Annotated in this window: 19 protein-coding genes and 1 riboswitch; of the genes, 12 read left to right on the forward strand and 7 right to left on the reverse strand. The window is 62.5% G+C overall.

The window, feature by feature from the left end; all coding sequences use genetic code 11:
* Positions 1-52 precede the first annotated feature (52 nt).
* The gene (locus AC1Q6C_RS03195; RefSeq protein WP_492666367.1) at positions 53-1,141 is read right to left on the reverse strand and encodes a 3-deoxy-7-phosphoheptulonate synthase; all 1,089 of its coding nucleotides are present in this window, start codon (positions 1,139-1,141) and stop codon (positions 53-55) included.
* Positions 1,142-1,514: 373 nt separating this feature from the next.
* Between AC1Q6C_RS03195 and AC1Q6C_RS03200 the strand changes: the two genes are divergently transcribed.
* The 3 genes from AC1Q6C_RS03200 to AC1Q6C_RS03210 all read left to right on the forward strand — a co-directional run bounded on the left by AC1Q6C_RS03200 (position 1,515) and on the right by AC1Q6C_RS03210 (position 3,518).
* Positions 1,515-2,564: an ABC transporter substrate-binding protein gene (locus AC1Q6C_RS03200; protein ID WP_230359000.1), complete on the forward strand. Its 1,050-nt coding sequence runs from the start codon at positions 1,515-1,517 to the stop codon at positions 2,562-2,564.
* 166 nt (positions 2,565-2,730) lie between these two features.
* Complete coding sequence (locus AC1Q6C_RS03205; protein ID WP_003940575.1) at positions 2,731-3,021, forward strand: CD225/dispanin family protein; 291 nt, start codon at positions 2,731-2,733, stop codon at positions 3,019-3,021.
* A gap of 50 nt (positions 3,022-3,071) precedes the next feature.
* Complete coding sequence (locus AC1Q6C_RS03210; RefSeq protein WP_003940294.1) at positions 3,072-3,518, forward strand: DUF2752 domain-containing protein; 447 nt, start codon at positions 3,072-3,074, stop codon at positions 3,516-3,518.
* 11 nt (positions 3,519-3,529) lie between these two features.
* Here AC1Q6C_RS03210 and AC1Q6C_RS03215 read toward each other — a convergent pair whose 3' ends face one another.
* From AC1Q6C_RS03215 to AC1Q6C_RS03225, 3 genes are read right to left on the reverse strand one after another with little or no spacing between them, the layout of a single operon-like run.
* A complete protein-coding gene (locus AC1Q6C_RS03215) occupies positions 3,530-4,630 on the reverse strand; it encodes a DNA alkylation repair protein (protein ID WP_218681295.1) in 1,101 nt (366 codons plus the stop codon).
* Positions 4,630-4,947, reverse strand: a complete 318-nt coding sequence (locus tag AC1Q6C_RS03220; RefSeq protein WP_007733586.1) for a nuclear transport factor 2 family protein — start codon at positions 4,945-4,947, stop codon at positions 4,630-4,632. The genes AC1Q6C_RS03215 and AC1Q6C_RS03220 overlap by 1 nt, the downstream gene beginning before the upstream one ends.
* Complete coding sequence (locus tag AC1Q6C_RS03225; RefSeq protein WP_218681294.1) at positions 4,944-6,614, reverse strand: PucR family transcriptional regulator; 1,671 nt, start codon at positions 6,612-6,614, stop codon at positions 4,944-4,946. Before AC1Q6C_RS03225 ends, AC1Q6C_RS03220 begins: the two co-directional genes overlap by 4 nt.
* Positions 6,615-6,809: 195 nt before the next feature.
* Here AC1Q6C_RS03225 and pruA point away from each other — a divergent pair, with 195 nt between their 5' ends.
* Positions 6,810-8,471, forward strand: a complete 1,662-nt coding sequence (gene pruA / locus AC1Q6C_RS03230) for an L-glutamate gamma-semialdehyde dehydrogenase (protein WP_118603278.1) — start codon at positions 6,810-6,812, stop codon at positions 8,469-8,471.
* Complete coding sequence (locus tag AC1Q6C_RS03235; protein ID WP_003940479.1) at positions 8,471-9,436, forward strand: proline dehydrogenase family protein; 966 nt, start codon at positions 8,471-8,473, stop codon at positions 9,434-9,436. Before pruA ends, AC1Q6C_RS03235 begins: the two co-directional genes overlap by 1 nt.
* On the opposite strand, the gene AC1Q6C_RS03240 is transcribed toward AC1Q6C_RS03235, so the two are convergent.
* Positions 9,433-10,731 (reverse strand): NtaA/DmoA family FMN-dependent monooxygenase, encoded by a 1,299-nt coding sequence (locus AC1Q6C_RS03240; protein ID WP_054827157.1) that lies wholly within the window; start codon positions 10,729-10,731, stop codon positions 9,433-9,435. The two genes, AC1Q6C_RS03235 and AC1Q6C_RS03240, sit on opposite strands and share 4 nt — an antisense overlap.
* 113 nt (positions 10,732-10,844) lie before the next feature.
* Positions 10,845-11,390 (reverse strand): CGNR zinc finger domain-containing protein, encoded by a 546-nt coding sequence (locus AC1Q6C_RS03245; RefSeq protein WP_492666368.1) that lies wholly within the window; start codon positions 11,388-11,390, stop codon positions 10,845-10,847.
* Positions 11,391-11,458: 68 nt separating this feature from the next.
* Between AC1Q6C_RS03245 and AC1Q6C_RS03250 the strand changes: the two genes are divergently transcribed.
* The 7 genes from AC1Q6C_RS03250 to metE all read left to right on the forward strand — a co-directional run bounded on the left by AC1Q6C_RS03250 (position 11,459) and on the right by metE (position 19,340).
* The gene (locus AC1Q6C_RS03250) at positions 11,459-12,406 is read left to right on the forward strand and encodes an EamA family transporter (RefSeq protein WP_007733593.1); all 948 of its coding nucleotides are present in this window, start codon (positions 11,459-11,461) and stop codon (positions 12,404-12,406) included.
* Between the two features lie 45 nt (positions 12,407-12,451).
* Positions 12,452-13,408, forward strand: coding sequence for an ABC transporter ATP-binding protein (locus AC1Q6C_RS03255; RefSeq protein ID WP_003940598.1), 957 nt, complete (start codon positions 12,452-12,454; stop codon positions 13,406-13,408).
* The gene (locus AC1Q6C_RS03260; RefSeq protein ID WP_019745005.1) at positions 13,408-14,202 is read left to right on the forward strand and encodes an ABC transporter permease; all 795 of its coding nucleotides are present in this window, start codon (positions 13,408-13,410) and stop codon (positions 14,200-14,202) included. Before AC1Q6C_RS03255 ends, AC1Q6C_RS03260 begins: the two co-directional genes overlap by 1 nt.
* Positions 14,203-15,327, forward strand: coding sequence for a sensor histidine kinase (locus AC1Q6C_RS03265; RefSeq protein WP_492666369.1), 1,125 nt, complete (start codon positions 14,203-14,205; stop codon positions 15,325-15,327).
* The gene (locus AC1Q6C_RS03270; RefSeq protein WP_003940330.1) at positions 15,324-15,953 is read left to right on the forward strand and encodes a response regulator transcription factor; all 630 of its coding nucleotides are present in this window, start codon (positions 15,324-15,326) and stop codon (positions 15,951-15,953) included. Before AC1Q6C_RS03265 ends, AC1Q6C_RS03270 begins: the two co-directional genes overlap by 4 nt.
* A 219-nt stretch (positions 15,954-16,172) precedes the next feature.
* Positions 16,173-16,610, forward strand: a complete 438-nt coding sequence (locus AC1Q6C_RS03275) for a helix-turn-helix domain-containing protein (protein ID WP_030535308.1) — start codon at positions 16,173-16,175, stop codon at positions 16,608-16,610.
* Between the two features lie 81 nt (positions 16,611-16,691).
* Positions 16,692-16,916: riboswitch (cobalamin riboswitch) on the forward strand.
* A 159-nt stretch (positions 16,917-17,075) separates the two neighbouring features.
* Positions 17,076-19,340: a 5-methyltetrahydropteroyltriglutamate--homocysteine S-methyltransferase gene (gene metE, locus AC1Q6C_RS03280; protein ID WP_269611379.1), complete on the forward strand. Its 2,265-nt coding sequence runs from the start codon at positions 17,076-17,078 to the stop codon at positions 19,338-19,340.
* 58 nt (positions 19,341-19,398) lie between these two features.
* On the opposite strand, the gene AC1Q6C_RS03285 is transcribed toward metE, so the two are convergent.
* A complete protein-coding gene (locus AC1Q6C_RS03285; protein WP_125051877.1) occupies positions 19,399-20,997 on the reverse strand; it encodes an ABC transporter substrate-binding protein in 1,599 nt (532 codons plus the stop codon).
* Between the last annotated feature and the right edge of the window lie 30 nt (positions 20,998-21,027).

Here is a 21,027-nt window from a genome sequence, read left to right on the forward strand (position 1 = left end):
TCCTGGTTTTCTTTTGTGGTGGTTGGCGCCACAAAAAAGCCCCACGGGGGCGTCAGCCCCTCCGAGCCGCAACGGCCTGCGCCAGACGGTCCAACTGCGCTGCGGTGGTGGACCAGTCGATGCACGCGTCGGTGATCGACTGGCCGTAGGTGAGCTCGTTCGCCTTGCCCAAGGTCAGGTCCTGACGGCCGGCCTCGATGAAACTCTCCAACATGACGCCGGCGATTCCCTGCTCGCCCTCGGTCAGACGTCGGGCAATGTCGTCGAGCACGATGACCTGACGCTCATGGTCCTTGCTGCTGTTACCGTGGCTCGCGTCGATGACCACGCGCTCGGGCAGGTTCGACTTACGCAGGCGGGCAAGGGTGTCCGCGACTGTCTCGGCATCGTAGTTCGGTCCGTCGCTACCGCCACGAAGAATGACATGGCAGTCGGGGTTGCCCGCGGTACGGATCAAGGCAGCCTGGCCGTCGAGGTCCGTTCCGGGGAACACGTGGCTCGCTGCCGCGGCGCGGGTGCCGTCGACGGCTACCTGCACGTCACCTTCGGTGGAGTTCTTGATACCGACGGGCATGGACAGCGCGCTGCACAGCTGACGGTGAACCTGACTGGCGGCGGTCCGGGCGCCGATCGCACCGTAGCTGACCAGGTCGGCAATGTACTGAGGCATGATCGGATCAAGGAACTCGCAGCCGACTGGCAGGCCCAGGCTCGACACGTCGAGAAGCAACTTGCGGCCGATACCGAGCCCGGTGTTGATGTCGAACGTGCCGTCGAGGTGGGGGTCGTTGAGCAGGCCCTTCCACCCGAGTGTGGTGCGCGGCTTTTCGAAGTAGACGCGCATGACGATGTGCAGATCGTCCCGCAGTTCGTCGGCCTTGGCGGCCAACCGGCGGGCGTAGTCCATCGCCGCTTCCGGATCGTGCACAGAGCACGGACCGACTACGACGATCAAACGATCGTCGTCACCGTTGAGGATGTTGATGGTGTCGGCCCGACCGGTGCGCACAGTGGCGGCGGCGACCTCGTCCGGAGCGTGCTGAGCACGAACAGTCGCCGGTGACACGAGCGGACTGATACTCACAGTGCGCTGATCGTCGAGGCTGTCCGAAGCTGTGGTGGTGTCGATGGTGACAGTCATGGGGTTTTCGGTTTCCTGTTCTCAGGCCGACCCCAGAGATGAAGAGAAACTCCAGCGAGCCGGTCTGTAGTCCGGCTCTTGGGTGGAGGTTGTCAGCGCGTGGTTACGCCGGCAGGCCCACCCGGGGCCGGCCTGCTAAACCAGAAATAGACGCGCTGCATGTCGGCCACGATACCTCGAGTTCGGATCAGATGGGCGCGCCCCTCCACGACGAGCCGAATCCGAGGGGAGCGTCCCGTGGCACGAGTCCGTGACGAATGGCCAAATCCGCTGAGCGATTGGCGCTTTCGAGCAAGGCTCCGGCTACGGAATTCGAATACGTTGGTCAGGCACCTGCCAATGCCCGGAACATCAGATGGAGCTGCGCCTTCTCATGCCTGTGATCGAATCGACCGAAACCTTCCACCCGACGGTGTCCCCTTTTGCGACCGATACCCCCTTGCAGTCGACAAGAGATGTGGACGGCGAGTTCACCCGTCTGATCGATTCCTTGACACGACGCGGATTCCTGGCCGGTGCGGCGGCGCTCGGTGCACTAGGCGCGCTCTCTGCATGTTCGAGCGAATCCAGCGGCACCGAAGCCTCGGACGAGTGGGTCGACATCGTCGTCGCGGACCAGGCCTACCGCCTGCCGCGGGACCCCAAGCGTGTCGTGGTGCTCGAAGCTCGAGGCGCCCTCGATTTTGCACTACTTGCCGAGTACCCGATCGTCGCGACCAATTGGGATCCGAAGTCTCAACTCATGCGCCAGGTACCCGCCGGCGCGGCTCGCCTCGGTGGGACGAACAACGAACCGAATGCCGAATCGATACTGAGCCACGACCCCGATCTTTTGGTCGTCGGGAAAGGCTGGTGGAATTACTACCAGGACAAGGGCCTGCTCGGCACTGACATCGCACCGGTGCTCGTCGTCGACGAGGGCACGACGGGCTCGTCGTGGAAGCAGGCCATGACCGCGCAGCTCACGGCTCTCGATCGCCGCGAAGTCGCCGAACGCGTCATCGCCCGATACAACGCCGAACTTGCACAAGCGCGGGCCAAGATCGGTGGTCTCCTCGAAGGCAAGTCGATTGCGATCGCCGGCGCAGACAGCGGTCAGATCTGGCTGCAGAACAACACGTTCGCCGTCTCGGTTGCGCAGGACCTCGGCTTGAACGTCTTGACCGACGCTGCCCATGCCGCACCGGATCGGAGGGATTCGACTTTCTACAGCCTCGAGGAGCTTGCGATCTTCGACCAGGCCGACTTCGTCTTGCTACAGAACCCCGACGCTGTGGAAGCCGAGTCGCCCACGTGGAAACGAGTCCGCGCTGTCCAGGACGGCCATGTCGGGCATCTGCGATATGACCTCAACAACGGCCTCGCTCTGACTGCGATGGCCCTGGCCGCTGACATCGCCGAGCAGGTACAGGTCATGCGCTGACGTCTTCGGGATCGCCTTCCGAATCAGAAATCAACCGGATTCTCTGTCATACGAACAGTCGATACTGACTCACTCGGAAACGGATTATGTTGTCACCTGCCCGTGCTCTTCGCACGTCAGAGGGTGTTTCTCCGAACGCCCTGTTTCTCCGAACGCTAGGTGACCAATGACGCAGAACCCGTACTACGGCCAGCAACAACCGGTCGGCCCTCCGCCGGACAACAATCTGGTCTGGGCGATTCTCGTGACAGTGTTCTGCTGCCTCCCGCTCGGCATCGTCTCGATCGTCAAATCAAGCCAGGTCAACACTTTGTGGGCGCAAGGTCAGTTCGACGCTGCGCGAAAATCAGCTGACGATGCCAAGAAGTTCGCCTTGTGGTCAGTCGGCGCAGGTGTTGCCGTCGCTGTTCTGTACTTCCTTTTTGTCGTCGTCCTTGCCGGATCGAGTTCCCTGTGACCGCCGACGCCGACCGGCGACACTGATTAGCGGCCAAACACCGAACTGCAATGACACCGAATTGTGGTGACACCGAGAACGATGACATATCACGACTCGCCGCACTGAAGGCGCCAGCGGCAGTTGCGTTCACGGCAATTGCGCTGTGTGCCTTCATCTCCTGGAGTGACCCCACCACACCTGGTGGGGTCATTCCCGTTTGTCCGACCAAAGCGCTGTTCAACGTCAATTGTCCCGGTTGCGGTAGCACTCGGATGGTGTACAGCCTCATCCACGGCGATTTCGGTGCAGCGATGCGTTTCAATGCCTTTGGCCTCGTGATGCTGCTTGCACTGGCGTTCACGTACGTCTCGTGGACGACCGCCCGCACCCGTGGAAGACCCGTCGTGCTCTGGCATCAGTTGCGCTGGTCACCGGCTGTGATCTTGACACTCGTGTTGATCTGGACGACGGTCCGCATAGCCCCGATCCCGATATTTGCCGGTCTCCGCGTCTAGGCCGGATCTCCTCACACGTCCAAACGGAATACACCTCGCACCTGGCGTACGCCGTTGATCTGCACCTCGACGGCATGTTCCCCGGCGTAGTACTTCCGGGTGCTGATCGGTTTGAAGGAATGCCTCTTCGCGATACGGGCCGGCACCCCGGGTTCCAGCGTTCGTGTTGTCAGTTTGAAGACCTTGGGCGTCGTGGTCCCGTTGGCCTTCACGTGGTGGACGATGTAATCGATCACGACCGTGACGGACTCGCTGCCGTTGTTCGTGACGGCGAAGTCGAAGGTGAGTTCTCCACCCGCATCAACTGTTTCGCGGTCGATGACGAACCCCTCGACCACGACGTCGGTGGGCGGCGAGAACCCCAAGAGGGACAGAGCATCTGGATCGCCGGCCTTGATCAACGTCCGCAATGCATGTTTGACGATTTTCAGTGTGTTGGCATCCGGTGTCTGCAGCCAACGCTTCGCAGTCGATACTGCGAGCGCAGCGTCAGCACGACTGAGATCGTTGAGATGGTTTGCGACCGAACGTCGTACATATTCCGAATCATCCCGATACAGCTCGTCGAGAATGACGATTGTCGACTCGGGACGCGCCGTCAATTCTTTCACTCGCCTTCCCCAGGGCAAACGAGTACGAGTGCCTTCGGTCGCCAAGCGCCGGACGTGTTCGTCTTCATGGCCGGTCCAGGTGAGTGCGATCGCCAGCGAACGGTCAAGGTTCGTTTCGAGAAATGTGCGAATTGCGAATTCGGCCGTCAGACGCGACGTCAACTCGGCAAGCAGAGCCATTCCCTCGTCGAAATCCGACTCGGAGCCACTTCGTGTCGCCGTGACGGCGACGGCTTCGGTCACCGGCCAGATCATCCAACCGGTGAAGGTCTCTTCTGAAAGCGCACGGCGGATGATCTCGGCGAAGGCCGGAAGATCCTGAGGCAGTTCGGCAGTCATCGCATCCCGCACAACGCGCGTACGTTCGCCGAGACTCATACCGTCGAATTCGGATGTACTACCCCGAACGAGGGCGAGGCGTGTGTGACCGGAGGCTCGCTCTAGACAGCCTGCCAGATCGGCGACGACGGATTTCCCGAGCAGTTCGTCAGCGGTGGGCATCAGGGGCACACCGTGAGAGCGGAAATCCGATCACCGTCGAGAGTGAAATGGTGATGTAACTGGACGGGGCTTCCGGGAAAATCACCCTCGACCTTCACCGACACGACAACGGCCGAGCCTGGGGTGTTGACCGACTCGATCTTCTGGGTGAAGGTGAACGCCGTCGACACGGCGGACTTCCACGCCACGATTTCTTCGATCCCGACATACGTCCGGCCGTCGTCACGAACCACTGCGTCTTCGGTGAAAACGCCGCGGACGTCGCCGCCGTCGAAATACGCGCGCGCTGCGCCTGGCACCTTCGCTGAGTCGATCATTCGCGAAGAGTACTGCTGGGGTCCGACAGGTTCGGCGAACTCACTGCCCGAGCAGACGCCGCCAACTGAATCTCCATCAACAGCCTGGCCGACGGCTCGGAGAGGTCGGTATCCGTGATCTCCTCGACCCTCTTGATCCGATACCTGAGGGTGTTCGGGTGAATCCGAAGCTGCTTGGATGCACGTCGGACATCGCCCGAATGTGCGAGGTAAACGGAGATGCTTTCGCGCATGTTCGACCCGTTGCGTCTGTCGTAGACGTCCAGGGCGTCGACTCTCGGATCGTGCAGTTGCTCGTCGGCCGCAATGGTGTCCATGATTTCGCCCAGCAGCACCGGTGTGCGCGAGTCCGCGAGGGTGGTCACACGAACATCCCCCGACGTTCCGTCCAAGACCCGATCCACTTCGGCCCGAGCCTGGGCCACCTCCGCAAGCGTCGAAACCGGCGACGAGACCGCGGCCCGTAGCCCCGAAGGCGACACCTTGTCCAAACGCGCGACAACTTCGCGGGTCCACGAGACTGTGGATTTCACGGATTGGGTTCGCGGAAACAGCACATAGATCCGGGTGCCGACGGCACTCACCAGCGATTCACGCTGAAAGGCGCTGGCGTGCAGTCGCAAAGACGACACGAGTTCGCCCGAAGACGGCAGCCCACCGTTTCCGATACTCGCCACTCCGACCACCATCGCCGGTCCGGACATCGGGATGGTCAACGAGGCCGCGAGCGAAGGAACGTCGACACCGCCGCCGCGAACCCCGAGCAACCGCTGAATCTGTATCGCCTCGTTACTCGGCGCGTCTCGGATGCGCGAAATCAGCCGAGCAGCAACGGCCGCGGCACCGCGGAGCACGCTGTCGGCATCGCCGGCAATGGGAACCGGGCCTTCCTGCACCCAGATCGTGCCGAGAAGATCAGAGCTGAAACCGCTCTCCCCCTTGACATTGTCGGATATTCTCCGAATCGGAACCACCAACCGTCGCCTGATCGCAAGGTCGTCGTGAGCGGGCACCTCCACTACGTCGTCGCTTCGCCGCAGGCTCTCGAAGACGCCCCACTCCTGTAGCTTTCTGAGGTATTCGCGAGGTCCTTCGCGGCCGAGGATTGATTGCCGACGTAGCTCGTCCGCAGCATCTCCCGATGCCGAATAGGCCAAGACGTGGGAATGCTCGTCCTCGATGCTGACCATCCCCCGCGTGATTGCGGCGACGTTCTGCGCCAGCTCGAACAAGTCTGTGTCACTACCGAATACGATGTCGTCCGAATCCTGTCGGGACACCGAATGATCGAGCACGCCCCGGATGGTCGTGAACAATCGATCCCAACGAGCATCCGGATGGACCGCTATCAAGGCGATCCCGGCGCGCTGTGCCGCCGCACGCACCGACGTGTCCGAGGCCTCCTTCGACATGACGGCCCGAGGCGCTGATCCCTTCTGATCGAGGCGGTTCAGCCAGGCCGCCAATTCGGCTGCGCCGATACCGACAGCGAGCCAGAGCTCAGAGGATTCGACGGCCGCGGTTCTGGGGCGCGTGAGGTCCCCGACCTCTGCGAACACCACGGAGTCGACAAAGACGTCATCACCTGACGGCGCGAGGACGAGCTCGACAAAAGCTCCGCCCAGCGCCCGAAGGACCGCGTCGAGCCTGACCCCACGGATAGACACGTACCACCCACTCTCCGGACCGTCGCAACGCCTCAACTTCGAGAATAGTGCATTTTCCTGCGAAAACGGTTCAGCCGATCGGACAAACACGGACACCGATGTTTGGCCGCTCAGCGGATTACTCGCCGACGTCTTTCGACTTGACTGGTTCACGACACGACAACTGCCCACTCCTGAGTCTGCCGAAGGATCGTCATGGACGCCGTTACCAATGTCCCCCACCCAGCCAACGAACCGGTGAACAATTACGCGCCGGGAAGCCCGGAACGATCGCGCCTCCGTACGAAACTGACCGAACTGGCCGAATCGCCGACCGACATCAGGCAGGTCATCGGCGGCATCCACCGAACTGCGGAAGGTAAGCGACAGAACGTAGTTCAACCACACCGTCACAGCTCGGTCATCGGATCGTTTGCGGGCGCAACGCACTCGGATGTTCGTGATGCCATCGACGCCGCTACACTCGCCGCCCCGACCTGGCGCGACCTCTCGTTCGACGACCGCGCTGCGGTCTTCCTCCGCGCCGCCGATCTACTTTCCGGCCCGTGGCGCGAAACCATCGCCGCCGCAACAATGCTCGGCCAGTCGAAGACCGCATACCAGGCCGAGATCGACGCGCCCTGCGAACTGATCGACTTCTGGCGTTTCAACGTCGCGTTCGCACGTCAGATACTCGCCGACCAACCCGTTTCCGCTCCGGGAGTGTGGAATCGCGTCGAATATCGTCCACTCGAAGGTTTCGTCTACGCGATCACTCCCTTCAATTTCACCGCCATCGCCGGAAATCTCCCCACAGCACCGGCCCTGATGGGCAACACCGTGATCTGGAAGCCGTCACCCACGCAGGCCGTCGCGGCGTACCTGACAATGCAACTACTCGAAGCTGCCGGCCTCCCGCCCGGGGTGATCAATCTTGTTCTCGGCGACGGCCCCTTGGTGTCCGAGGTCGCGCTTGCCGACCCCCGACTGGCGGGTATCCACTTCACCGGATCCACCGCAACGTTCCAGCGTTTGTGGCGTGAGGTCGGAGCCAACATCTCGAACTACCGGACGTATCCGCGTCTCGTCGGCGAAACCGGCGGCAAGGATTTTGTACTCGCACACAGTTCCGCTGACCCGGACGTACTCACGACGGCATTGATTCGCGGGGCCTTCGACTACCAGGGCCAGAAATGTTCGGCCGCATCACGGGCGTTCATCCCGAAGTCGGTGTGGGCCAAGATGGGCGACACGTTCATCGACACTGTGTCGACGCTGAAGTACGGAGACGTCACCGACCTGACGAACTTCGGCGGCGCCGTCATCGACCAACGTTCGTTCGACCGAAACGCCGCCGCGATCGTCCGCGCCAAGTCGACCAGCAGCCTCACCATCGCAGCAGGCGGCGACTACGACGACCGTGAAGGATTCTTCATCTCACCGACGGTCCTACTCGGTGACGACCCGAGCGACGAAGCCTTCAGCACCGAGTACTTCGGTCCCATCCTTTCGCTTCACGTCTACGACGACTCCGCACCCAATGCCTACGCCGACATCCTCGCGCGCGTCGACAGCGGATCCGCTTACGCCCTGACCGGCGCCGTGATCGCCACCGACCGTGCGGCCGTCGATCAAGCTCATCATGGCCTGCGGTTCGCCGCCGGAAACTTCTACGTCAACGACAAGCCGACGGGAGCGGTTGTCGGACAACAACCCTTCGGAGGTGCGCGGGCTTCGGGTACCAACGACAAGGCCGGTTCGCCGCAGAATCTGCTCCGTTGGGCGTCGACACGCACCGTCAAGGAAACCTTCGTTCCTCCCACCGATCATCGTTACCCCCACCAGGACGTCGATCCAGCCGAGAGCGAGAACCGTTGATGAGTGCCGTCTCGCTGAGCAACCCACTGCGCCCGGTGCTCCTCGCGGCGGCACGCTCGTCGCGACTGGAGAAGACAGTCTCCGGGATGACCTTGACCCGCAAGCTTGTAGACAGGTTCGTCGCCGGGGACGCGGAACCCGCAGCGATGTCAGCGGTGCGCGACATCCTCACCAGTGGCCGGTTCGTGACGGTCGACTACCTCGGCGAGGACACCACCGATCCGGCTCAGGCAACAGCTACCGTCGATGCCTATCTCTCCCTTCTCCGCTCGTACGCAACGCTTTCCGAGATTGCCGGGACGCAACACTCCCTGGAGGTTTCGCTCAAGCTCTCCGCGTTGGGGCAGTCACTTCCCGGTGACGGCGAGAAGATCGCCCTGGCCAACGCTCACCGAATCGTCACAGCGGCAGACGAAGTGGGCGCGTGGGTCACCGTCGATGCGGAGGATCACACCACCACCGACTCGACACTGTCCATCGTCGAAGAGTTGCGCCGCGACTTCCCGACGCTCGGCACGGTCCTGCAGGCGTATCTACACCGCACCGAGGCCGACTGCCGGCACTTCTCCGGATCAGGTTCACGAATTCGGCTGTGCAAGGGTGCATACAAGGAACCGGCCGGCGTCGCGTTCCAAAAGGCCGCCGAAGTCGACGCGTCGTACGTGCGTTGCCTGAAGGTCTTGATGGAAGGTGACGGATACCCGATGGTGGCCTCCCACGATCCCACCATGATCGACGCCGCCCTCGGACTCGCCACACTGACCGAGCGGACAGCCGCGGATTTCGAGTTCCAGATGCTCTTCGGCATCCGCGACGGCGAACAACGCAGATTGGTAGCCGAAGGCAATCACCTGCGGGTCTACGTTCCCTACGGCAGCCAGTGGTACGGCTACTTCATGCGTCGCCTCGCGGAAAGACCGGCCAACCTCATGTTCTTCATGCGCTCACTCGCTTCCAACAACTAGACACCGGAAACCGTTGGCAGCGGTGGCAACTCGAGGTTTTCGCGAAAGGTACCGCCGACGTAGTCGGATCCCACGATTCCGCGCTTGCGCAGCTCCGGCAGCAGCCCGTTCGTGACGAAATCGCGTGTACGCGGATCGGCAAGGTCACCGAGCGTGATGACGTCGAGTACGCCCGCGTCGTATCGTTCCTCGATCGCGTCCGCGAGCTGTTCCGGGGTGCCCGCCGCTGCCCAGTGGCCGGTGTCCTTGGACGCGATGATCAACTCACGCAGAGTCTTTCCTTGTGATGCGAGCTTGCCGAAGATCTCGACCCGGCCCCGTCGTCGATTCACCGACGACGGGTCCGGCAACAACGACTCCGGGATCGGCCGATCCAGCGGCAATTCCGAGAAATCCACGTCACCGCCGAACATGTCGGCAAGCCTGGTGCGTCCGGCGTCGAAGTCCGTCGATTCCTCGGCTTCTCTGACCAATCGTTCGACTTCGGCTTCGGTAGCGCCGTACGTTGCGTGGAACGAGCTGAAAATCAGTGGCAGTTCGTCCCCACGCCCCAACTCTGCCGCCCTGGCGCGGATCGTCTTCGTGTAGGTGACCGCGTCCTCGAAGGTTGCGAGAGAAGTGAATACGACCTCGGCGAAGCGAGCACCCAGTTCGATACCTCCGGCAGATTGGCCTGCCTGGAATTGGACCGGACGACGCTGCGGCAGGGATGGAATGTTCAACGGCCCCTGCACGGTGAAGTACTTGCCTCGGTGCTCGATGGGGACCACCCTCGACGGATCTAGCACCGCAGAGCCCTCTCCCCGGATCAAGGCGCCGGGCTTCCAGCTGTCGAAGAGCGCGTTGACCACCTCGAGCGATTCGGCCGCTCGGGCGTACCGCTCCTCCGGACTCGGCAGGTCCAGGTCGCTGTAGTTCTCTTCTCCGAGTGAGGAAGTGACGGCATTCCATGCGGCTCGACCATTGCTGACGTGGTCCAGGGTGCCGAACAACCGTGCCAGGTTGAATGGGTGATGAAACGTCGTCGTGACGGTGGCGATGAGCCCCACATGGGTGGTGACCGCACTCAGCGCGGCAAGGAAGATCAACGGCTCCTGCGCACCGATCGCGCCCTGCGCACCGAAACTCAGCAGGTCGGCGGCAAACAGTCCGTCGATCTTGTTCGCCTCGGCCGTCTTTGCGACGTCGATCGCGGACGCGACCGTCGACGTCGTCGGATCGATCGCGGCGTCGTAGATACTCACCGCCCCGCTGACACCGGTCACCGTCTTGAGTGGACGCCTACGATCGGCCACCGACCATCCTCCTGGCTTCGCGAAATCTGTTCCGAATTCACAACGCTAGACCGATCCTGGCTCCCGACAAGGTATTCACTCAGCCTGGTTCTATCCCTCCGAACGCCGCTTGGTCACGCCCCGGATTTACGGGCACGATAGGCGGCGACGTGCGCCCTGTTCCCACAGTTCCCGGTGTCGCAGTATCGCTTCGAACGATTGCGCGACAAATCCACGAAGACCGCTTCGCAGTCCGGGGCCTCGCACCATCGCAACCTCGAGAATTCGTCGGTTCGGATCAGATCGAGCACACCCATCGCCGCTTCTGCGGCCATCCGGTCCACCAGTGGCGAATCGTCAGCGGTGACGTGCAGGTGCCAGCCGAGATCATCGTGCCTGGTGAGCCGCGGCCTCGCGCCCGATTCGAGTAGCAGTGTGTTCACCACCTCGACGGCGTCGTCCACTCCCGCGGCTTCCCAGAACTTTCGCAGTCGTGGACGCAGCGCACGAACCGCCGTCAATTCCTCCGGTGTGCCGTCCCGCCTGCCGGTCCAGCGATCCGCGTCGAGAAACCGTGTCAGCTCCTCTGGATCCGGAAGCAGTTCGGCCCCGCCGCGGGCCGTGTTGACCAACGACGCGGCGAAGACGAGCGCCGATTCCGTGTCACCAGCAAAATGCACTTTGACTCCTGAGCCGTATCAACCTAATGTCAGCATCGTAATCGCTTTTACTCCTGACGGGTGACGACGTGAACTCTCGCAACGGCTTGATCTTCGCTCTGCTGTCCGCGGCAACGTTCGGCGTATCGGGCCCGTTCGCGAAATCTCTCATCGAATCAGGGTGGTCCCCCGGCGGCGCAGTGTTCGCGCGCGTTGCCGGCGGCGCACTGGTGATGATGGTGATCGCCTTAGCCACCCAATGGCCTCGCCTACGACAGGTGAGCACCCACACGCGAACGGTACTGCTGTACGGGGTCTTCGCGATCTCGGGCGTTCAACTGTGCTTCTTCAATGCCGTGCAACATCTTTCGGTCGGCGTCGCATTGCTTCTCGAGTACCTTGCACCGATCATCGTCATCGGGTGGGTGTGGATAACCAAGGGCGCGCGTCCGAGCGTGCAGACGCTTCTCGGTGCGGCGGTGGCCTTGATCGGCGCCGCCGTGGTGATCGACGTCTTCGGATCGGCAGAGATCAGTGCCGTCGGAGTCGCCTGGGGACTGGCCGCCGCGGCATGCCTTGCAGTCTATTTCGTCATTTCCGAACGTGCGGACGGTGATCTCCATCCTGTTGTGCTCGCGGCATCGGGGCTCACGGTCAGTGCAGTGGTCATCGGCGCGCTCGGACTCGTAGGCGTCCTCCCCCTCCATTTCTCGGCCTCGAACGCCGTCGTGGCAGACCATTCGGTGAACGTGTGGCTGCCGGTGGTGGTCCTGGTCCTGGTCAGCACTGTCATTGCCTATCTCACCGGCATCGCCGCGATCACGCTGCTGGGGCCGACAATCGGGTCTCTGGTAGCGCTGACCGAAGTGCTGTGCGCGGTCGTCGCCGCGTGGATCCTGGTCGGGGAATCCGTCACCGCACTCCAAGCTGTAGGTGGCGCAGCAATCATCGCGGGGTTGGTCCTCGCGCGCCTCGGCCAGGTTGCACCGAAACAGATACCGGCCGACCCGATGACAAATGTCATGGCAGAAGAATGACGGACGGACGAGGGATCACGACCTCGAAGCGAGCAGATTCTATGTATGACCTCAACACAGGCACGGCATTCACCACAGGCACTGCACACACTCACTGAAGGATCGGCACACGACGCCGTCCGGTTGACCGGACTTCGCAAGAGTTTCGGAACCGTCGACGCCGTCAAAGGTATCGACCTGAGCATCCGCCCCGGCGAGATCGTCGCGTTCCTCGGCCCGAACGGCGCAGGCAAGACGACAACCATCGACATGATCCTCGGCCTGTCCCGGCCGACGTCAGGCGAGGTGAGCGTCTTCGGAATGTCACCTCGATCGGCGATTGCCCGCGGACTCGTCTCGGCAGTCATGCAGACCGGCGGACTACTGAAAGAGCTGACGGTTGCCGAGACGGTGCAGCTGACCGCCAGCCTGTACTCCCAATCCCGTCCGGTCGACGAAGTGCTGGGGAGAGCCGGAATCCTCGACATCTCCGATCGCCTGGTCAGCAAATGCTCAGGCGGACAACAACAGCGGTTGCGATTTGCGATGGCGTTGCTGTCGAACCCGCAATTGCTCATTCTCGACGAGCCCACCACCGGTATGGACGTCGAAGGGCGTCGGGACTTTTGGTCCGCCATCCGCGCCGACGCAGATCACGGTCGCACTGTGCTTTTTGCGACGCACTACCTCGAAGAGGCCGATGTCTACGCCGACCGCATCATCCTGGTCAGGCAAGGCACCGTGGTCGCAGACGGGACCACCGCCGAGGTCAAGGCGATGGCGTCCGGGCGCACCCTGCGCGCGACTGTTCCAGGCATCACCGACGAACTCCTGCGAGCCATACCGAACTCCGACGCCGTCGAGGTGCGCGGTGAGTCGCTGCTCGTGCACTCGGGCGACACCGATGCCGTTGCACGGTTCCTGTTGACCAATACGCAGGCTCGCGATCTCGAAATCGTCTCGCGTGGCCTCGAAGACGCATTCATCGCACTCACGTCGAACAACTCCGAAGGACAGAAGTGATGACCACTGCAACCGAAGCGAATACCTACGGAGCCGAGCGAACCGTCGTACCTCTCGGCGGATTCAACACGACGCTACTGCGACTGGAATTTCGTCGCCTGACTCGCAACCGGCGCACGATGATCTTCACGCTCGTCATGCCGGTTGTCTTCTTCCTCGTCTTCGGTCTCGGTCAAGGCGACGACGACCACGGGATCGGGCACGGCAATGTCGCCGCGTACATCATGATCAGCATGGCCCTGTACGGCGCGATGCTGGCCACCACCAGCGGCGGCGCGATGGTCTCGATCGAACGAGCGTCCGGGTGGAGCCGACAACTTCGGCTGACTCCCCTGACCCCGGTCGCCTACATCGCCGTCAAACTGATCATGGCGATGCTGCTCGGTCTCGTCTCGATTCTCGTGGTCTACGTCGTCGGCGCGTTCACCTCGGCGCAGATGGACGGATCACTCTGGTTCACAACGGCATTGATCGCCTGGCTGGGATCGTCGATCTTCGCGGCCTTCGGCCTGTTCATGGGGTACCTACTCCCCAGTGAGAACGTCATGCAGTTGCTCGGACCGGGACTGGCTCTGCTCGCATTCGGCGGCGGACTCTTCGTACCACTCACCGACGGTTCCGTATGGGCGACCATCGCACAGTTCACCCCGATGTTCGGCATCAACGCCCTCGCCCACGCACCGTTGACGGGCAATAGCATTCACTGGACCTGGATCGTCAATATCCTGGTGTGGTTCGCCATCTTCGCCGGCGGAGCGATCTGGCGGTTCCAACGAGATACGGAGCGTGTGTAGTTGTCGCAAACGACTGACCGAGAAGATTCCGTCGCGCTCCCGCGGCGGAATCGTTTCGGCGTTCTCTTCGCGGCGGTCTGGATGGTATTTCTCGGCGGGCCGCTGATCGAGGGATGGAATCTGCGCGACGAACTGCGCGGCTGGACAGGGATTCTCGCGACGGTCGCCTTCAGTGCGCTCTATCTCTACACGTTCGCCACAACGCAGCAGCGGCGTCGAATGACAATGACTCGGCCGACGATTCGCGAAGCTGCACTGGCTTTGGCCGCCTTGACCGCGTTGGCCGCCGTGATGATCGTGAGCGTCGGGCCGACAGGTTTGGCAGCAGCACCGTACCTCGCGGTGACAGCGGTGACACTGTTGCCGACCGTCGCCGGCGGCATTCTCGCCTTGGTGTTCGCGGCCTCCGTGGAGATAGTCAGCCTCTCGTCCGGATGGGGGAACTACTCCGGACTCTCACTCGGAGTCTGCGCGGCCGCGTTCGCGACCTGGGGAATCATGTCCCTGATCAGCCGCAACTTCGCCATACTCCATGAACGCGAAGAGCAGGAGCAGCGGGCAATCATGGAGGAGCGAACGAGGATGGCGCGCGATCTGCACGACATCCTCGGGCACTCGCTGACCGTCATCACGATCAAAGCCGAACTGGCCAATCGCCTACTCGATGTCGATATCGAACGTGCACGCAGCGAACTCGACGACCTCGAAAGACTTTCTCGTGACGCGTTGGCAGACGTGCGCTCGGCCGTCGAAGGATTTCGTGGGATTTCGCTACCCGTCGAGATAGCCCGAGCGCGAGAGGCTTTGCGTGCGGCAGGTATCGAAGACGACGTGCCGAGCAGCACCGACATGGTTCCCACGCGTCTTCGGGAACTCTTTGCATGGACGATCCGTGAGGGCGTCACCAACGTCGTTCGACACAGCGGTGCGACCCACTGCCGGATCACGGTCGACGAGAATAGTGCGTCGGTCGTCGACGACGGACGAGGGGCCGAGTCGACGTCTTCCGGAAACGGTCTGATCGGATTGCGCGAGCGCGCCGGAGCGTCGGGCGCACGAGTGGTCATCACTCATCCCCAGCCGCAGGGGTTTGCACTTCAGGTAGTCGAACAGGAGACAGAGTGAACAGCCAGGGCGATCGAGCAACCATACGGCTGCTCTTGGCGGACGATCAGGCGCTCGTGCGAGGAGCTTTGGCCGCGCTGCTCGATCTGGAATCCGACCTGTCCGTGGTGGCCGAGGTCGGTCGCGGCGACGAGGTGGTGTCCGCCGTTCTCGAACACCGCCCGGACGTCGCGCTTCTGGACGTCGAGATGCCCGGCATGGACGGAATCGCCGCGACGGCGGCCCTTCGCGAGGCAGCGCCCGACACCCGGGTTCTGATCGTCACCACGTTCGGCCGTCCCGGATTTCTTCGTAAAGCCCTGCACGCCGGGGCCGGCGGGTTCGTCGTCAAGGACACCCCCGCCAGGCAGCTTGCCGACGCGGTCAGGCGTGTCCACGCCGGACTGCGCGTCGTCGATCCCACCCTTGCGGCCGACAGCCTCGTCAGCGGCGAGTCGCCCCTGACGGAGCGTGAGACCCAAGTACTGCGCGCCGCTCACGACGGCGCACCCGTGGCAGCCATCGCAGGGGCGCTCTTCCTGTCTGCCGGGACAGTTCGAAATCATCTGTCATCCGCGATGGGTAAGACGGGTGCGTCGACGCGCGCGGAAGCCGTCAGAATCGCCGAGTCGAACGGCTGGCTCTGATCCGCGCGTCTGGAATAGCCTTCCCCGGCAAATAGTTCGCCGTTCGATTCGTGATGGCGATTTGTCCAGATCACTCAAAGTAGGGACCTTCTACCCTAGGGATTTTCCCTGCAAACGACCGCTTCGCGAGAATCCGAAACAGCTAATCGTTCGATACCTGGCTATGATGCAGTTAATTGAATCGACGGAGCCTGTGCGTAGCGGGGGAAGGGACGTCTCATGTCGAACCAGTTCAACGATCGCTTGAACTCGCTGTTCGAGACTGCCGACTTTCACGTCACCAACGCGATGGTCGTTCGCGGCATGACCGAGTTCGGCTGCCGTATCTCCACGCCGTACCTGTCGCAACTGCGCACCGGCGTCCGAACCAATCCGTCACCCGAAGTGGTTGCCGCCCTCGCCCACTTCTTCAACGTCCATCCGGACTACTTCTACGCCCCGTCCGATCACACTCCGCCCGCGATCTCAGGTGGCGAGGCAGACCTCTCCCTCCTCGAACAGCTGCACAACGTGCGCCTGCGGAACCTCACCTCCCGTGTCGTCGACCTCTCACCGTCTTCACAGGATCTGCTTGTCGAAATGGCGGAGAATCTACGTTCCTCCGAAAATCTTCCGCGCGTACCACCGGACTCGAATTCCTACATGTCACGCGCATAGCGCCCTTCGCCGACTCTCCTTGACTGCTCAGGGAGGGTTGGCCTTATGCTGGTCGATGCAGCTGGTTCGCCCGGCACGGTCATGAGGAGCCCCGAAGACCGGTCCCGGCGTCGAAGCTCCGTCAGCGCAAGCTGTCGGGGTGAGAGGGAACCCGGTGAAAATCCGGGACTGTCCCGCAGCGGTAAGCAGGAACGACCGCCGTTCATGTGCACTGGGCATCCGCCTGGGAAGCGACGGCCAGTAGGTTCGATCCAACTCGATCGAGTGCCCGCGAGTCCGAAGACCTGCCGACTGTGTCGGGCACGCCGTGCCCGACGGTCCACCGCCTCGTGGAATGGGCGTGTAGATCTCCATCGGACCTCGTGTGCGGTGCGGGCAGTGCTGCCCGCTGAAACTCGGGGTCTCGTGAGGTGTACCCGTCTGCCGGCAGTGGCCATCAGTGCATTGGCAATCTGGAGAAACTCCGTGACAACAACATTCACTTCGACCGTGCTGGGCTCACCGCGCATCGGTCCTCATCGAGAACTCAAGCGGGCAACCGAAAGCTACTGGGCAGGGCGCATCGACGCCGACGCCCTGCAGGCTGTCGCCCGTGACCTCCGTCGGCAGGGCTTGGCCGACCTCCGTGACCTGGGCCTCGACTCCGTCCCGGTCAATACCTTCTCCTTCTACGACCAGATGCTCGACACCGCAGTTCTTCTCGGCGCGCTGCCCGACCGCGTCGCGTCGGTCGCCGATCCGTTGGACCGCTACTTTGCCGCTGCCCGTGGGACGGACACCATCGCGCCGCTCGAAATGACGAAGTGGTTCGACACCAACTACCACTACCTGGTGCCGGAGATCTCGCCGTCCACCACGTTCGCACTCGACCCGTCCAAGGTCTTGTCCGAACTGGCAGAAGCACTTTCCGACGGCATTGCAGCCCGCCCGGTCGTCATCGGACCGGTCACCTTCCTGCTGCTCTCGAAGGCTGTCGGCACTGACGAGCCGCTGCTCTCGCGACTCGAAGAACTACTCCCCCTCTACGCGGATCTACTCGGTCAGCTCGCGAAGGCCGGTGCGAGCTGGGTTCAGCTCGACGAACCGGCCCTCGTGGGCGATCGCACCGACGAGGAAATCGAAGCGGCACGCGCTGCGTACGAACAGCTTTCAGCGCTGTCCGAGCGGCCGTCGATCCTGTTGGCGTCGTACTTCGGTTCGCTGCGTGAGGCGCTGCCCGCGCTTGCGTCCACCGGCGTCGAAGGATTTGCCGTCGACCTGGTGGCCGGTCAGGATTCGATCGGCTCCGTCCCCGAACTCGCCCGCAAACTGGTCGTCGCCGGTGTGGTCGACGGACGAAACATCTGGCGGTCGGATCTGGATTCGGCACTGAGCACGTTGGGTGCTCTGTTGGGCAGCGTGGATACTCTTGCCGTCTCCACATCGTGCTCCCTGCTGCACGTTCCGTACACTCTCGACGCAGAAGCCGATGTCGACAAGGCCCTGCGCTCGTGGCTCGCGTTCGGCACCGAGAAGGTCAAGGAAGTAGTAACTCTCGCAACCGCTCTCACACAGGGCCGAGAGTCGGTGGAGGACGAGTTCGCTCTGGCACGAGCGGCCGCGTCGACCCGCAAGGACGATCGCAGACTCAATGATGCGAGTGTTCGGGGACGCCTGGCCGCCGTGCTGAACTCGGCGACCGGTCGCGCGCCCGCCGCCGAACGTCGCGCTGCCCAGGACGAACTGCTTTCTCTGCCGCCGCTGCCCACGACGACCATCGGTTCGTACCCGCAAACCTCGAAGATCCGCATCGCTCGCGCAGCACTGCGCAAGGGCGAGATCGACGAAGCCGAGTACGTCAACCGTATGCGCGCCGAAATTGCCGAAGTTGTTGCGCTCCAGGAAAAGCTGGACCTGGACGTTCTTGTTCACGGTGAGCCGGAACGCAACGACATGGTCCAGTACTTCGCGGAGCAGTTGGACGGATTCTTCGCCACCGCCAACGGTTGGGTCCAGTCGTACGGCACCCGCTGCGTGCGTCCGCCGATTCTGTACGGCGACGTCTCCCGCCCGAAGCAGATGACCGTCGACTGGATCACGTACGCGCAGTCCCTGACCGACAAGCCGGTCAAGGGCATGCTCACCGGACCCGTCACCATTCTGGCCTGGTCGTTCGTCCGCGACGACCAACCCCTCGCCGACTCGGCAAATCAAGTCGCACTGGCCATTCGAGACGAGACCGTCGACCTGCAGGCCGCCGGAATCGGAATCATCCAGGTTGACGAACCCGCTCTACGAGAACTACTCCCACTGCGTGCCGAGGATCAGCGCGCCTACCTGGACTGGTCGGTCGGCGCCTTCCGGTTGGCTACCTCGGGCGTCGCGGATTCCACCGCGATCCACACGCACCTGTGCTACTCCGAGTTCGGAGCGGTGATCGGCGCCATCGCCGGCCTCGACGCGGACGTCACGTCCATCGAGGCGGCGCGCTCACACATGGAGGTCCTCGACGATCTCAGTTCGGTCGGGTTCGACCTCGGCGTCGGGCCGGGTGTCTACGACATCCACTCGCCGCGGGTGCCGAGCGTCGACGAGATTGCCGAATCCCTGCGTGAGGCACTCAAAGCTGTTCCTGTCGAGCGGTTGTGGGTCAACCCGGACTGCGGTTTGAAGACCCGCGGTTCCGTCGAGGTCGAGGCGTCACTGCGTAACCTCGTCGAAGCCGCGAAGTTGGTACGAGCGGAGCTATAGGGACAAAGCCCCTGTGCGCCTTTTTGGTAGTGGGCACTACCAAAAAGGCGCACGGGGGTCAGCTCAACCACGTGTTGCCGAAGAGCAGAATCCCGTCCGCACTCGGCATCACTCCGTGCACGTTCTCGCGCCACGGGATGAAAACCTTGCCGGAGTTGACCACGGCCATCGGCGCCGTCTCGTTGACCACGGTTTGAATATCGTCGATGACGGCTCGCCGCTCATCCTCGCCAGACGCTGTTTGCAGCTTGCCGAGCAACTCGTCCATCCGAGCGTTCTTGTAACCGAGGATGTTCGACGGCGATTCGCTGAACAGGTTGCCGTACATACGCACGAACGGTGACTCTTCCAGCACGTTGAACGCGAAGTAGGACACGTCGTAGTCATGCTTTGCGTACAGCATGGAAATCAGATCGTTGATGCTGGTTGCGTAGGTGATGTCGACCGTGAAACCCACTGCCTGCAAGAGCGACTGAAACGTCAGTGCGCTGCGCTGCGTCGCCGGATCGTTCATCCCGACGTACGTCAGTTTTCCGTCGTAACCGTCCGCCTTCGCCTCGGCGAGATACTTCTTGGCCGCCTCGGGGTCGAAGCCGTTCCCGGCCACCGATCCGTGCCACTGCGACCACGACGCGAACATGTCGGTGCCGGGTTCGCCGAAGCCGCCCTGAACTCGCTCGTTGAACGTATTCGGGTCCACCGCAGCGACAATCGCCTTACGCACGCGCTCGTCCTTCGCTGCCCGATCGTCGCGCTGATTGATTGCCAGAACTCCGGCCATGCTGGCCGAGTACACAAATCCGGGATCACCGGCTTCGAAAGCCTCGTGAATGAAGTCGGGAGACTTCAGATAGGCAACCTGGATTCCGTCGGTGTGCAATCCTTCCAGTTTGCTCTTCTCGTTGACGATTGCGGGAAAGCGCAACTTCTCGAGGTACGGCGCCCCGTCCCAGTACGTCGGACGAGCAGCGAGCACCAATTCATCCTGGGAGGCGAACTTCTCGACGGTGAACGGGCCTGCCCCGATCGGGGTGAACGTGCCGGTAGCCATCGACGAGGGCGCGACGATCATGCCGGGACCGGTGGTGAACATGATCGGGAACTCGTCCCACGGCTGCGCCAATGCAAAGACGACCGTACTCGGATCCGGTGAATTCGTCTCGCGCACAGCGGTCTTCCATACCAGCGCGTGAGTTCCCTTCTTCTGCAGATAGTGATCGATGCTCCACAGGACTGCCGCACTGTCCATCGGAGTGCCGTCGCTGAAGGTGACGCCGTCGCGCAATTTCAGTGTCCACACCGTGTTGTCGCCGTTGGCCGACAAGGACTGCGCCAAGTGGGGGACGTATTCGCCCGCCGCCGTATCGAAGCGCATGAGAAGGTCGTAGATGGCTGCCATTTCGCTACCACCGGTAGCGCCGCCGTCCTGACGGTCAGCCGGATCGAGACTGCTGATCCCGTTGTAGGTGGCAAACGACACGGTGCCACCCGATCGCGGCTCTCCCCCGTTGTTCTGGTCACCGACAACTCCGACCGTCACGTCCGATGCATCCGTGGTCGTACCCTGGCTGCTACCGGCGCACCCCGTCACCACCAGCGTCGCCGACGCCAGGACAACCATCCAGATTCGAGCGCGGACTCGGTACGAGCGCTTCATTGCGACTCACTTTCACAGTTCACGGATACG

It is taken from the genome of Rhodococcus sp. MT28 (assembly GCF_058792695.1).

Coding starts and splice junctions, on each gene's coding strand:
- AC1Q6C_RS03215 (WP_218681295.1), bottom strand. CDS start 4,630: ATGCCCACCGCTGACGAACTGCTCGGGAAATCCGTCGTCGCCGATCTG.
- AC1Q6C_RS03200 (WP_230359000.1), top strand. CDS start 1,515: ATGCCTGTGATCGAATCGACCGAAACCTTCCACCCGACGGTGTCCCCT.
- AC1Q6C_RS03205 (WP_003940575.1), top strand. CDS start 2,731: ATGACGCAGAACCCGTACTACGGCCAGCAACAACCGGTCGGCCCTCCG.
- AC1Q6C_RS03195 (WP_492666367.1), bottom strand. CDS start 1,141: ATGACTGTCACCATCGACACCACCACAGCTTCGGACAGCCTCGACGAT.
- AC1Q6C_RS03275 (WP_030535308.1), top strand. CDS start 16,173: ATGTCGAACCAGTTCAACGATCGCTTGAACTCGCTGTTCGAGACTGCC.
- AC1Q6C_RS03210 (WP_003940294.1), top strand. CDS start 3,072: ATGACACCGAATTGTGGTGACACCGAGAACGATGACATATCACGACTC.
- AC1Q6C_RS03255 (WP_003940598.1), top strand. CDS start 12,452: ATGACCTCAACACAGGCACGGCATTCACCACAGGCACTGCACACACTC.
- AC1Q6C_RS03260 (WP_019745005.1), top strand. CDS start 13,408: ATGACCACTGCAACCGAAGCGAATACCTACGGAGCCGAGCGAACCGTC.
- AC1Q6C_RS03235 (WP_003940479.1), top strand. CDS start 8,471: ATGAGTGCCGTCTCGCTGAGCAACCCACTGCGCCCGGTGCTCCTCGCG.
- AC1Q6C_RS03220 (WP_007733586.1), bottom strand. CDS start 4,947: ATGATCGACTCAGCGAAGGTGCCAGGCGCAGCGCGCGCGTATTTCGAC.
- pruA (WP_118603278.1), top strand. CDS start 6,810: ATGGACGCCGTTACCAATGTCCCCCACCCAGCCAACGAACCGGTGAAC.
- AC1Q6C_RS03285 (WP_125051877.1), bottom strand. CDS start 20,997: ATGAAGCGCTCGTACCGAGTCCGCGCTCGAATCTGGATGGTTGTCCTG.